The organism is Hyphococcus sp. D3-15, assembly GCF_055809375.1.
Genome location: NZ_CM147910.1, coordinates 3,505,073 through 3,517,075 on the forward strand (window position 1 = coordinate 3,505,073; position 12,003 = coordinate 3,517,075).

11 protein-coding genes are annotated in these 12,003 nt (G+C 60.9%); 2 read left to right on the top strand and 9 right to left on the bottom strand.

Features of this window, described 5'->3' with window-relative positions; genetic code table 11:
* Window positions 1–45: 45 nt before the first annotated feature.
* From AC0L8G_RS17055 to AC0L8G_RS17075, 5 genes are read right to left on the bottom strand one after another with little or no spacing between them, the layout of a single operon-like run.
* Window positions 46–1,785 (bottom strand): patatin-like phospholipase family protein, encoded by a 1,740-nt coding sequence (locus tag AC0L8G_RS17055; RefSeq protein ID WP_473385358.1) that lies wholly within the window; start codon window positions 1,783–1,785, stop codon window positions 46–48.
* Window positions 1,786–1,845: 60 nt separating this feature from the next.
* The gene (locus AC0L8G_RS17060) at window positions 1,846–2,310 is read right to left on the bottom strand and encodes a DUF1178 family protein (RefSeq protein ID WP_473385359.1); all 465 of its coding nucleotides are present in this window, start codon (window positions 2,308–2,310) and stop codon (window positions 1,846–1,848) included.
* A complete protein-coding gene (locus tag AC0L8G_RS17065; RefSeq protein ID WP_473385360.1) occupies window positions 2,307–3,113 on the bottom strand; it encodes a carbon-nitrogen hydrolase family protein in 807 nt (268 codons plus the stop codon). The genes AC0L8G_RS17060 and AC0L8G_RS17065 overlap by 4 nt, the downstream gene beginning before the upstream one ends.
* Window positions 3,114–3,144: 31 nt before the next feature.
* Complete coding sequence (gene grxC / locus AC0L8G_RS17070; RefSeq protein ID WP_473385361.1) at window positions 3,145–3,402, bottom strand: glutaredoxin 3; 258 nt, start codon at window positions 3,400–3,402, stop codon at window positions 3,145–3,147.
* A gap of 27 nt (window positions 3,403–3,429) precedes the next feature.
* Window positions 3,430–4,179 carry a ComF family protein gene (locus AC0L8G_RS17075; protein ID WP_473385362.1) on the bottom strand — a complete coding sequence of 250 codons (750 nt, stop codon included), beginning with the start codon at window positions 4,177–4,179 and terminating at the stop codon, window positions 3,430–3,432.
* A 131-nt stretch (window positions 4,180–4,310) separates the two neighbouring features.
* Between AC0L8G_RS17075 and AC0L8G_RS17080 the strand changes: the two genes are divergently transcribed.
* Entirely contained in the window at window positions 4,311–5,168 is an 858-nt protein-coding gene (locus tag AC0L8G_RS17080; RefSeq protein ID WP_473385363.1) for a methyltransferase domain-containing protein, read from the top strand.
* Between the two features lie 10 nt (window positions 5,169–5,178).
* Here AC0L8G_RS17080 and AC0L8G_RS17085 read toward each other — a convergent pair whose 3' ends face one another.
* From AC0L8G_RS17085 to AC0L8G_RS17095, 3 genes are all read right to left on the bottom strand, one after another.
* Complete coding sequence (locus AC0L8G_RS17085; RefSeq protein WP_473385364.1) at window positions 5,179–5,388, bottom strand: Flp family type IVb pilin; 210 nt, start codon at window positions 5,386–5,388, stop codon at window positions 5,179–5,181.
* Window positions 5,388–5,789, bottom strand: a complete 402-nt coding sequence (locus tag AC0L8G_RS17090) for a (deoxy)nucleoside triphosphate pyrophosphohydrolase (protein WP_473385365.1) — start codon at window positions 5,787–5,789, stop codon at window positions 5,388–5,390. The genes AC0L8G_RS17085 and AC0L8G_RS17090 overlap by 1 nt, the downstream gene beginning before the upstream one ends.
* A gap of 111 nt (window positions 5,790–5,900) precedes the next feature.
* Window positions 5,901–7,226: a peptidylprolyl isomerase gene (locus AC0L8G_RS17095; RefSeq protein ID WP_473385366.1), complete on the bottom strand. Its 1,326-nt coding sequence runs from the start codon at window positions 7,224–7,226 to the stop codon at window positions 5,901–5,903.
* 179 nt (window positions 7,227–7,405) lie between these two features.
* Here AC0L8G_RS17095 and secA point away from each other — a divergent pair, with 179 nt between their 5' ends.
* On the top strand, window positions 7,406–10,264 hold the full coding sequence (gene secA / locus AC0L8G_RS17100) for a preprotein translocase subunit SecA (protein ID WP_473385367.1): 2,859 nt from the start codon (window positions 7,406–7,408) through the stop codon (window positions 10,262–10,264).
* A gap of 88 nt (window positions 10,265–10,352) precedes the next feature.
* Here the strand turns inward: secA and AC0L8G_RS17105 are convergent, their stop codons facing one another.
* Window positions 10,353–11,990, bottom strand: coding sequence for an amidase (locus AC0L8G_RS17105; protein WP_473385368.1), 1,638 nt, complete (start codon window positions 11,988–11,990; stop codon window positions 10,353–10,355).
* Window positions 11,991–12,003: the final 13 nt, after the last annotated feature.

A 12,003-nucleotide genomic window follows, 5' to 3' on the forward strand; every position in this document is an offset into this window, starting at 1 on the left:
GCCACGTCACCGCCCCAATGTCAGCCCTCACCCGGCAAGCGAAGTCTATTGGCTGGCCGCGGAGATGATCGGCGCCAGCGTCGGCCAATTTTCGTCTATGGCGATTTTCGCAGCGCGATAGCCGTCTTCGATTGCAAGTTCGTATTTTTTCCAGTCCCGCAGCTCAACGCCGGGCACCAGCGGCGCAATCATGATGTCGGCAGGCCGCGCCAGATCAAGATGCTCGCGCCGCGCTGTCGCCGAGCGCATCAGCAGAGAAATGATTGGCGGCGCCGCCGCAAAGCCGTTATTCGCGATCCAGGTGAAGAAACCCGGCGGATCACGAAACGCTTCGATGTCGATGACGCCTTCGCGCGCCACATCAACGCCGATCGTCAGTCCGCGATGCACCTTGGTCATGATGTCGGTCGGGAAATTATTGACGACGGCGCCATCCACCAGCAACGAATGATCATCGATCACCGGCGGCAAAATGCCCGGCAGGGAAATCGACGCGCGCAATGCATCACGCAACAAGCCGCGATTGTGGATGCGCGCCGACCCGTTGACGATATCCGACGAGACGCAAAAGAACGGCACATCCAGATTCTCGATCAAGGCCTCGCCGAAATGTTGCGCTAGCCGGTCTTCAACGCGCCCGCCCTTGGTCAAGGCAACGACCGGCAACACATGATCGCCCAGCGGGTTCGACATGACGAACGCCTCGCGAATGCGCGCTTCCATTTCTTCCTGCGACCAGCCCATGGCGACGCATGCGGCGACCACCGCCCCCATAGAGGCGCCGCAGATGAAATCAATCGGAACGCCCGCATCACGCATGGCTTTTACGGCGCCGATATGCGCGTAAGCACGGGCGCCGCCGCCGGACAGCACGAGCCCAACCGACTTGCCCGCGATGATCCGCGCCAGCCGGTCGACGCAGGCTTCGTTGTAAACATTGATCACGCGCGTTGCGCCGATCGCCTCCATCCATTCGGCGGTCCGGCCGCTATGAGCGCCCTCATGCAACAGCACCAAATCAACAAGGCGGAACTTGCGGGCGCGCGCGCCGTCCTCCGCCGTCAGCGGGAACGGCTTTGACGGACGGCTGTCTCGGCGCGCCATGACCAAAAAGCGGTCCGCATGCCGAAGCACGAACCGATACCAAGGGCTGTGATCAACTCGCGCTGCGAGCAGCACCACATCATGGGCGTTTTCAATGAGATCAAATTCGCCGGTCTCTGGCGGTTCGTGATTGCAGGAGAACCAGGTCGCATTGACCTTGTAGGCCGCGAGACGTTTTGCGAGCTCCTTCACTCGCGCATCCACGTCAATCGAAGGCGAACTCGCGATGAACGCAAAAATGCGCGGCGCTGATTGCTGAAAGCTGGCTTCAGGGTGGCGCGCACGGGTCAGCACGATGCGCGCCAGGGCCGCAGCGAAGTCGCCATGGTCATTGATTAGACGATCCACATTTTCACGGGGGATGGTCAGAAGTTCGGTGTCGCGCAGCGCGAACACATTCGCCGAATGCGGTTCGCCAGAGAGGATGGACATCTCCCCTACCGGCTCGCCGGCGCGCACATAGCCGACAACCTCGTCTTCGCCGTCAGCGCTTTCGCGCACAACGATGAGGCGCCCGGTGAGATTGATATGGAGCGCGTCGGAAACAGCGCCTTGTGAAAACACTTCCCAGCCGCCCGCGAGCGACTGCCAGGTGCTCGCCTCAGCAATAGCATTCAACGTTTCCGCGCCGAGACCGGCGAAGAACGGCAAATTGCGTAGACGGGCGCGGATGCTTTCCATAATGCGCGCGATCAGTAGCCGGGTTCGAAACGCCGCGCCAGCGGGCAAATCGCCAGGGGTCTAGTTAAGCTTCTTCGTCGCCGGCGGGGTTTTTGGTTCGCCGGCCGCATCCGTCTTTTTGGGAGCATTCGGCAAGGGAGCGATCTGCACGCCCTCTTCCATGAGCTCTTTGACATCCTTGCCGGTCGCCTCGCCATAGATGCCGCGCTCTTCGGACTCGCCGTAATGGATTTTTCGTGCTTCCTCAGGAAACTTCTCGCCCACATAGTCGAAGTTCTTTTCGACATAATCGCGGGCGCGCACGACTGCGCGGGCCATGTCGTGATGGATGGCGGCCAGACGCGCCTTGCGTGAGCCGTCCGAACGCGCCACCGCCGGCGCCATCACAGCCTTTCGCACATCGCCGGACCCGCAGCATGGGCAATCCAGCAAACCTTTTTCGGCCTGATAATCAAAATCCGCGCTATCGCGAAACCAGCCTTCAAATTCGTGGTCCGCGTTGCAGGTCAATCGGTATTTTATCATATATTTAGAATGGAGACTTTGTAGGATTGTTCAAGTGCCAGATTGGGGATGCGCTGTCGCGCCTTGACGGCCGCTGCGGGATCGATTTCCGCGAGGATGACGCCAGGTTCATCGCTGGCCGCCTCCGCCAACACATCGCCCCAGGGGCCGATAATCAAGGAGTGACCATAGGTCTCGCGGCCATCTTCATGGGCGCCGCCTTGCGCCGGCGCGATGACAAACGCCCCGTTTTCGATCGCCCGGGCGGTTAGCAGGGTCTTCCAATGCGCCAGTCCGGTTTGCCGCGTGAAAGCAGCCGGGACACAAAGCACATCTGCACCGTTCTGGCACAATTCGCGATAAAGCCGCGGAAATCGGACATCATAACAGATCGTGAGTCCAAGTTTTGCGAATGGCGTGCTGGCCAGCACCGCCTGATCTCCGGGTCTGTAAACATTCGATTCCTTCCAGCTTTCGCCATTGGGAAGGTCTACGTCGAACATATGAATTTTGTCATAGCGCGCGGCGACAGATCCGTCCGGCGCAAACAGATAGCTGCGGTTGGCGGCGCGGCGGTCGGCGATTTTCACAGCCATCGAACCGATCAACAACCAGACGCCATGACGCTTCGCCGCATCGGAGAATGCAGCAAGCTCGGTCAACTCGCTCTCTTCCGGCAGGGATTCGAATAAGCGCTTGGCGTTGCGATCAACGACATTGGTCATTTCCGGCGTCGCGACAAAGCGCGCGCCCTGTCCCACTGCATCGTCAATCAGCGCGCAAGCGTCCGCGACATTGCGCGACCGGTCGACGGTCGAGCGCATCTGAACGCATGCCGCAAGGAATGAGCCCGGTTCAGCCATTCAATAACGGGTCCAGCTTGCCGGCGCGCTCAAGCGCGGCGAGATCGTCAAAGCCGCCCACATGCGTGTCGCCGATAAAAATCTGCGGATAGGTGGTTTTGCCGTTGGACTTGGCGAGCATCTCCTGGCGCTTGTCCTTGTCATAGGCGGCGGAGATTTCGGTCGCTTTGACGCCTTTCTTTTCAAGCAACGCCAAGGCCCGGAAACAATAAGGGCACAGGGGTTTTGTATATACGACGACGTCTTTCATTCCGGTCTCCAGCTTTGCGCAATGGCGCTATATGGCGCCGATGCCGCCCTTTACAACCCGCGCCAGCACCAGCGCATCCACGCGCGCAGCCCCGGCGCGGCGCAGCGTCCGCGCCGCTGCGGACAAGGTTGCGCCTGTTGTCATCACATCGTCAATCAACACCGCATGGGCGTTTTTGATCAAGGCGCGAGCCTGATCGTTCCGCGGCGCAAAGGCTCCGGCGACATTGCGCTTGCGCGCCTCCGCCGACAGGTCCTTCTGCGGCGGCGTTGACCGGCGCCGGACAAGCCCGTCCACCGCCAGCAGAGCGCCGGTTTCACTGGCGACCGCGCGCGCCAGCAAGGCGGACTGATTGAACCGCCGCGCCAGAAGCCGCCGCGGATGCAGCGGCACCGGAATGAGCAGCGACGAAACGGTCAGCATGTCGCCGGCCGCGCGCGCCATCCAGCGGCCAAACATCTCCGCCAGCTCCGTCCGGTCGCCATGTTTGAACCGGACCACCAAAGCATGGCTGGCGTCGTCATAGACGACCGCCGCTCTGGCGCTGTCGAAATCCGGCGGCGCAGCTATGCAGGACGGGCATTCAACCTCTTCGCCATAATCAGCAGCAAAGGGAACGCCGCAGCGCCCGCATCTGGGATCTTCAATAAAATGCGCTGCGCCCCAGGCGGCGGTGCCCAGCACGCCAGCCGACGCCACCTCTTCCTGCGTCACCGGGCAATGCGGCGGCAAGGCAAGGTCGAGCGCGCGCGTCCATATTCGCCTTACGCGGATCATGTCGTAAAACCCTCACCCCTTCATCGCCAGCAAAGTGTCCGGTGCAGACGCCGCCAGCATGGGCCAAGCCTGCCCGCTCTAGCCCGGGCTGGCAAGCCGCGCCGGTTGCCCCGCCGCCGCCGCAGGGCTAGATGACGCGCATGAAAGCGCCGCCCCGCATTTTCGACAGAAATCTGTATGCCCGCCGCCGCGCAAGAGCGGCGAAGCGCTTTGGCGATTTCGATTTTCTCCACCGGCGGGCGATGCAAGACATCGTCGAAAGGCTGGAGATCGTGAAGCGGCAATTCGCGACAGCCGCCTTTGACGGCGCCGGCGAACTGACGAGCATGCTGACGCCGGCCTGCGAAGTTGGCGACGTGATTGCAATCGACAGCGCGCCGGCGCGGCTGCCGCAGTCGCAATTGCGGGTCGCCGCTGACGCGGAAGCGCTTCCGCTGGCGCCTCAAAGCCTCAATCTGTTTGTCAGCCTGCTGACGCTTCACACCGCCAATGATCTGGTCGGCGCCCTTGCGCAGGCTCGCATGGCCTTAAAGCCCGACGGGCTGTTCATGGCGGCGATATTCGGTGAAGAAACCCTGGATGGGTTGCGGCGCGCGCTTTACGCCGCAGAAGCTGAACTCACTGGCGGCGTCTCTGCGCGGATCGCGCCTTTCGCTGCCATTCAGGATTACGGTCAGGCGCTGTCGCGCGCCGGCTTCGCCCTGCCGGTTGTCGATACCGACAAGGTCACCGTCAGCTACGATGCGCCATTCAAACTCCTGCGCGATTTGCGCGGCATGGGAGAAACCAGCGCCCTGGCGAACCATCCGGCGCCGTTGCGCCGTGACGTGTTGATGCGTGCCATGGCGTTGTTTGCCGAGGCTGGCGGGGTGGAAAAATTCGAGATTGTTTTTCTGACCGGCTGGGCGCCGCATGAAAGCCAGCAAAAACCGCTGCAGCCCGGCTCGGGAAAAACCTCACTGAAGGATGCGATTGAAGGCGCGTCCTGAGACGCCGAGATCAGCCGTTTTCAATCGTTTCGCTGATGTCGTTATACATGGCGCTTGTCGACGCCGTATAGCTGCGAATTGCGCTGACAATCGCCAGAAAGATCAGCGCGGCGATCAGGCTGTACTCAATTGCAGTGGAGCCATCATCATCACGGCGAAAACGATCAACCAGCGCTGTCAGACCGCGCCGCTTTGTGGTGTGTGCTGATTTTTCGCCCATCACAACAAGTCCCTTAACTGCGCCGCCAGCGGTTTGTCTGCCGGCGGCATCTCCATTCCGGCCAGCGCGTCGCGCCGCACCCATCGGAGCTCTTGCCCCTCAAGCGGTTGTGGCGCGCCCTTCCACTTTCGGCAGATATATAGGGGCATCAAAAGATGAAATTCCCCTAAAGTCTCCGACGCGAAGGCCACTGGCGCCAAACAAGACGCCTCAGTATCAATCGCGAGTTCTTCCTTTAACTCGCGCACCAATGCCGCTTCCGGCGTCTCGCCTTTTGCGAGCTTGCCGCCTGGAAATTCCCACAATCCAGCGTGGTCCTTTCCTTCGGGCCGCCGCGCCATCAGGACTCTTCCGTCCCGGTCGATGAGCGCGCAAGCCGCTACGAGCAATAGCTCCGCCATAATCTCGCCTTAATTTCTAGAGGATGATTTTTAACAGTCTCATGCCAAACCCGATAAAATTTTATCGACTTCGCCGACAGCGCCAGCGTTAGTTTTCGTTTACCATATTGGCTACTCAATCGTGTCTTCGGTTCCGTTATCCTCCGAAGCGCCCCCGCCAGGTCCATTACCAGGCCCGCCGCCCGGCAAAGTGAAATCCGGATCCGTCAGCGCCGGGTCGGAAAGGTCCGGCGGCGCGCTGGCGGGCGCGGCCCTGGCGGCTTCCGGGCGGAAATACACAACCTGGCTTTCTTCCTCGAGCTCGCGCAGGGAATTTTCTATCGTCCGCATACGAAGGAAATTTTCGATCGGTTCGCGCACTTCATCGAAAGGCACGACGCTGGTCGGACGGCGATCGAGCACCTCCAGAATGTGCCAGCCAAATTCGGTCTGGAAGGGCGGCACGACCCCGCTCTCCTTTGCGCCGAACGCAGCGCGGGAAAAGACCGGGGTCATCATGCTCTTGGTGAACCAGCCGACCTCGCCGCCCAAAGGCGCAGTTGCGCGATCCAGGGAACGGGCGCGGGCCAGCTTGGCGAAATCGCCGCCTTCCTTGAGGAGCGTCACGATTTCTTCGGCTTCCTCGCCGGTCGCCACCAGAATATGGCGCGCCCTCACTTCGTCGCCGAGCCGGGTCACGCCTGACTGGGCGTCGTAAAGGCGCTCCACCGTTTCAGGCGTGACAGCGTCCTTTACCTGCACATCCATGAAAGCAGCAGCCAGAACCCGGTCACGCGCCGCATTCACCTTGCGGGAAACGCTTGGGCTGCGCTGCAATCCCTGGTCGAGCGCGGCCCGGGCCAGAAGGCGTTGCTCCACATAGGCTTCCACCAGATTCCGCTCAAACGCGGATTTCGGCGTCAGAACCTCGTCAGGCCGCAAAAACCCGCCGGCGCGGGCTGTCGCTTCAATCTCCGACAAATGCACATAGCGCCCGTCGATCCGGGCGAGGATCGGGTCCTCTGCGTCAATAGGCGCACGCGCGGAAGCGGCGCCGGCAGAATCCAGCGAGGGAACCGTGCGCAGCACATCAATGATCCACAGGCCGGCAATGACCAGAAAAGCGCCGGACAGGGCGCTATAGGCGCGCCCTGTACGCGTGGGCAGCCAGACAATGAGCCCGCGAAAAGCCGCGCCCGCGAGGCGCGCCGCATAGGCGAGCCCCTCCAGCAGGCGGCGCGCCATAAGCTTCACCGCGCGCCATAGCGCCAGATCGAGCGCCGCAGCCAGCCGCCAGGTGGTGATCGCCACCTTGCCTGCCGCCCGCAGCGCCATAACGACGCCATTCAACACAGCACGGCCCACCGCCCGTATCGCGGCCAGCACAGCGCCACCCGCCGCCAAAGGCCTGGCGCGCTTTTCGGGTTCCATCCGCTGTCCGTCCGGCGTTTCCATCATATTCCGCTCATTGCGTCTCCTCCGCCCTGCTTTCGTTGACAGGACCAGAGGCGCTCACTATCTCTCCGGCGCCCCCTCCGGGGCTCCGCAATTCCAACCCGGACGATGAAAGGCGCGCCCGCGCTAGTCTGACGAGGGCGCCGCCGAGCTTTTCATCGCAGCACGAAGGCCAAGTCCTCATGGCGTTACTCGGTATCGCAAAAAAAATCTTCGGCTCATCCAATGATCGCCGCCTCAAGCCTTTATTCCGCCGCGTGGAAGCGATCAATGCGCTGGAAGACGAGATCGCCAAGCTGACCGATGATGGCCTGATTGCTCAGACTGAAAAGTTAAAACAGCGCTATAAGGACGGCGAATCTCTCGACAAATTGCTCGAAGAAGCCTTCGCCACCGTCCGGGAGGGCGCAAAACGGGCCCTTGGCCAGCGCCATTATGACGTCCAGATGGTCGGCGGCATGGTGCTGCATTTCGGCGATATCGCGGAAATGAAGACCGGCGAGGGCAAAACCCTTGTCGCCACCCTGCCCGTCTATCTCAACGCCCTGACCGGCCGCGGCGTCCATGTGGTCACCGTCAACGACTATCTGGCCAGCCGCGACGCGGAATGGATGGGCCGGGTTTACGCCCAGCTCGGCATGACCACCGGGGTCATCGTCCACGGGCTCGATGACACGGAACGGCGCGCGGCCTATGCCTGCGACATCACCTACGGCACCAATAACGAATTCGGCTTCGACTATCTGCGCGACAATATGAAATCCTCGCTCGATCAGATGGTCCAGCGCGGACATCACTTCGCCATCGTCGACGAGGTCGATTCGATCCTGATCGACGAAGCCAGAACGCCGCTGATCATCTCCGGCCCGACCGACGACAAATCCGATCTGTATATCGCCATCGACAAGCTCATCCCGCAGCTCACCAAAGAAGATTACGAGATCGACGAAAAGGCGCGGTCTGTCATTCTCACCGAGGAAGGCAACGAAAAAATCGAGGCGATGCTGAAAGAGGCTGACCTCCTGCAAGGCGACAGCCTCTACGATTCCGTCAACATCTCCCTCGTCCACCATGTCAACCAGGCGCTCAAAGCGCATACGATTTTCCAGCGCGACAAGGACTACATCGTTCGCAATGACAAAGTGACGATTATCGATGAGTTCACAGGCCGCATGATGGAAGGCCGGCGCTGGTCCGACGGACTTCACCAGGCTTGCGAGGCGAAAGAAAACGTCTCGATCCAGCCGGAAAACCAGACCCTCGCCTCAATCACCTTCCAGAATTATTTCCGCCTCTACGACAAGCTCGCCGGGATGACCGGCACAGCGCTCACCGAAGAGTCTGAATTCGCCGATATCTACAAGCTCAATGTCTTTGAAATGCCGACCAATCGCCCAATCGCGCGGGATGACATGGACGACGAGCTCTACATGACGGCGGAGGAGAAATACAAAGCCATCGCTTTGCAGATCGCTGATTGCGTCAAGCGCGGTCAACCGGTGCTGGTTGGCACGGTTTCAATCGAAAAGTCTGAACTTTTGTCCTCGATGCTGAGCGACAAGAAGTTTTTCAAGGACCTCGCCAAAACGCTGCGCGAACGCGCCAAGGCGCTGAAAGACAAAGAGCAGGACCTCAAGGACAAGCTTGAGGAACAGGCTGCTTACCTTTCCGAACTCGGCGATAAAAAAGACCCCATCGTCCATAATGTGCTGAATGCGCGTTATCACGAGCAGGAAGCTGAAATTGTCGCGCAAGCAGGCGCGCCGGGCGCCGTCACCATCGCCACCAATATGGCTGGCCGCGGCACGGACATTCAGCTCGGCGGATCGGTAGATCTCCAATTGATGGCCTCGCTTGAAGAAGGCGACGACGAAGAAACCATCAAGCGCAAACGCGCGGAAATCGAAACCAAGATCGCCGCCGACAAACAAAAAGCGCTCGATTCGGGCGGGTTGTTCGTGCTCGCCACAGAGCGCCATGAAAGCCGCCGCATCGACAATCAGTTGCGCGGCCGTTCCGGCCGTCAGGGCGATCCCGGGACGACAAAATTCTATCTTTCGATCGAAGATGACCTGATGCGCATCTTTGGCGACGGCATGGAAAAAATGCTGAAGCGTTTCGGCATCCAGCCCGACGAATCCATCGAGCATCCCTGGTTCACCAAGGCCGTCGAGACCGCGCAGAAAAAAGTCGAGCAGCGCAATTTCGACATGCGCAAAAACGTTCTCAAATTCGACGACGTCATCAACGATCAGCGCAAGGCGATTTTCGAACAGCGCATTGAATTCATGTCGACCGACACTGTCGATGACATCATTCTCGACATGCGCAACCAACTGGTCGACGACCTTGTCGCCGCGCATCTGCCGCCCAAATCCTATGCGGAGCAATGGGATGTCGAAGGTCTCAAAAAAGACCTCGCCGATGTCTTCGGCAAGGAATTCGCGGTCGATGACTGGGCCAAGGAAGAAGGCGTCGCCGATAGCGAGATCGCTGAAAGGCTGATCGAGGAGACCGACAAGCTCGCCGCCGCCCGCGCCGTCGAAGTCGGCACGGACACGATGCGCCGGGTTGAAAAGGCGATCCTCCTCAATGTGCTCGACTCGAGCTGGCGCGAACATTTGCAAATGCTCGACCATCTTCGCTCGGTGATCTGGCTGCGCGGTCATGGCCAGCGCGATCCGGTCAACGAGTTCAAAACCGAAGCCTTCGCGCTCTTCGAAGGGCTGCTGGACGGGTTGCGCCGCGACGTCACACGGATGCTGATGCATGTTCAGGTGCGCGCGCCGGAACAGGCCGTGCCGCAACGCCCCGAATTGCCGATGACCGAAAGCCATGTGAATCCAAGCACCGGCGAAAACGAAATGGCGGAGCAAGCATCGCGCGCGCGTCCTTCCGCCGGCATCGGCACCATGCGCGGCCTCGTTGGCGCGCAGGGCGTCGATCCGAACAATCCCGAAACCTGGGGCCGCGTGCCGCGCAATGGTCCCTGCCCTTGCGGGTCAGGCAAAAAATACAAGCACTGCCACGGCTCGATCTGACCGGTTCTGACCGCGATCATCAGCGCAGAAAAATCTCCGGCGGCATTCTCTGACGCCGGAAACATTCGAGGCGGAAAGCCGCTTTGTCTTACTGTCCGGCCTTGCGCTTCATCGCGGCGGCGATTTCCGGCAAAGCTTGCGCATTCAGCAGATATTGCGGCTCGGCCCGCGCCATCGTCTTCTGTTCGTAAGCATAGCCATAGGACAGCACCTTGGCGTCGGCGTCCTTGGCGCCGATGAAGGACACCCCGACAGGCACGCCGCGAACGGTTCCCATGGGCACGGTGAGATGCGGATAGCCGGCGATAGCGGCGAGCGATCCCGCCCCCACGCCGCTGGGCCAGACATCGCCATTGATCGGATCGACGCGCGGCGCCGGCGGGCGCGATGGCGAGACAAGAACATCAACGTCATGCGCCGCCAGCATCGCGTCGATTCCATCCGGACCAGACGCTTTTTGAACATCGTCACGGGCGGAAATATAATCCGGATCGTCAAGGCCGCCCTTCGCCGCCGCCGCTTCGAAAATGCTTTGATCAAAGAGAGCGAGCTCTACTTCGGCGTGCTCTTCGTTGAAGGCGATCAACTCACCGAGGCTGCGCGTCGTCACTTCCGGCGCGGCGTCGGCGAGATAATCGTTCAGCGCGGCTTTGAATTCATAAAGCAGAACCGTGTAGCCTTTTGCGCCGGCGTTCTCCGTCGCCGGTTTAAAGTCGTCTATATCGACCAGCACGGCGCCGGCCGCCTCCATCGCATCGAGCGCCGCATTGAAGCGCTCGATAACATCCGCGTTTTCGCCCTGTGCATAGCGCAATACGCCAATCCGCGCGCCTTCCAGCGCGTCTGCGTCAAGCGCGGCGACATAGTCAGTCTTCGCATCACCGGTCGCCATCGCATCGAGCATCATCGCCGCGCCGGTCACCGTTTTGGTCATCGGTCCCGCCGTGTCCTGCGACGGGGAAATCGGCACGATATATTGCTGCGAGACGAGGCCGACCGTCGGTTTGAAACCGACAACGCCGTTAATGGCGGAGGGGCAGATGATCGAGCCATTGGTCTCGGTGCCAACCGCACCGGCGGCGAGCGAGGCGGCGGCGCCTGCGCCTGAGCCCGAACTCGAACCGCAAGGATTGCGATCAAGCATATGCGGGTTTTTCACTTGCCCGCCCAGCGCCGACCAGCCGCTCATGGAATCATTAGAGCGGAAATTCGCCCATTGGCTCAGATTGGTTTTACCGAGAATGATCGCGCCTTGCGCGCGCAATCCCGCAACCAGCGGCGAGTCGCGGCCCGTCACATTGTCTTTGAGCGCCAGCGCGCCGGCGGTCGTGGCCATCGGGTCGGCGGATTCGATATTGTCCTTCAACAACACCGGCACGCCATGAAGCGCGCCGAGCGATTCCCCTGACTGCTTCCTGGCGTCTGCTGCACCCGCATCGTCGAGCGCGTTCGGATTGATCGTCAGCACCGCTTGCAGTTCCGGTCCGGCCCAGTCCACCGCCTCAATGCGCGCGATATAAGCCGTCGTCGCCTCCACTGAGCTTACTTCACCGGCCTTGATCGCCGCAGCGAGTTCGGGAAGCGTCATCGCGGCGACGCCTTCCGCCGCATAATTCTCAAGCGGCGCGTCATGCCCGCCACCCAATTCGGCCGGCGTTTGCGTGGGCGCTTGCGAACAAGCAGTCAGCGCCAGCGCTGATGCGGCGCAGATAAGCATTCTCTTCATTGGGGAGCCCCTT

What these genes read in the sequence shown, in the direction of transcription:
- AC0L8G_RS17055 (WP_473385358.1), bottom strand. Translation starts at nt 1,785, where the DNA reads ATGGAAAGCATCCGCGCCCGTCTACGCAATTTGCCGTTCTTCGCCGGT.
- AC0L8G_RS17060 (WP_473385359.1), bottom strand. Translation starts at nt 2,310, where the DNA reads ATGATAAAATACCGATTGACCTGCAACGCGGACCACGAATTTGAAGGC.
- AC0L8G_RS17065 (WP_473385360.1), bottom strand. Translation starts at nt 3,113, where the DNA reads ATGCGCTCGACCGTCGACCGGTCGCGCAATGTCGCGGACGCTTGCGCG.
- grxC (WP_473385361.1), bottom strand. Translation starts at nt 3,402, where the DNA reads ATGAAAGACGTCGTCGTATATACAAAACCCCTGTGCCCTTATTGTTTC.
- AC0L8G_RS17075 (WP_473385362.1), bottom strand. Translation starts at nt 4,179, where the DNA reads ATGATCCGCGTAAGGCGAATATGGACGCGCGCGCTCGACCTTGCCTTG.
- AC0L8G_RS17080 (WP_473385363.1), top strand. Translation starts at nt 4,311, where the DNA reads ATGACGCGCATGAAAGCGCCGCCCCGCATTTTCGACAGAAATCTGTAT.
- AC0L8G_RS17085 (WP_473385364.1), bottom strand. Translation starts at nt 5,388, where the DNA reads ATGGGCGAAAAATCAGCACACACCACAAAGCGGCGCGGTCTGACAGCG.
- AC0L8G_RS17090 (WP_473385365.1), bottom strand. Translation starts at nt 5,789, where the DNA reads ATGGCGGAGCTATTGCTCGTAGCGGCTTGCGCGCTCATCGACCGGGAC.
- AC0L8G_RS17095 (WP_473385366.1), bottom strand. Translation starts at nt 7,226, where the DNA reads ATGATGGAAACGCCGGACGGACAGCGGATGGAACCCGAAAAGCGCGCC.
- secA (WP_473385367.1), top strand. Translation starts at nt 7,406, where the DNA reads ATGGCGTTACTCGGTATCGCAAAAAAAATCTTCGGCTCATCCAATGAT.
- AC0L8G_RS17105 (WP_473385368.1), bottom strand. Translation starts at nt 11,990, where the DNA reads ATGAAGAGAATGCTTATCTGCGCCGCATCAGCGCTGGCGCTGACTGCT.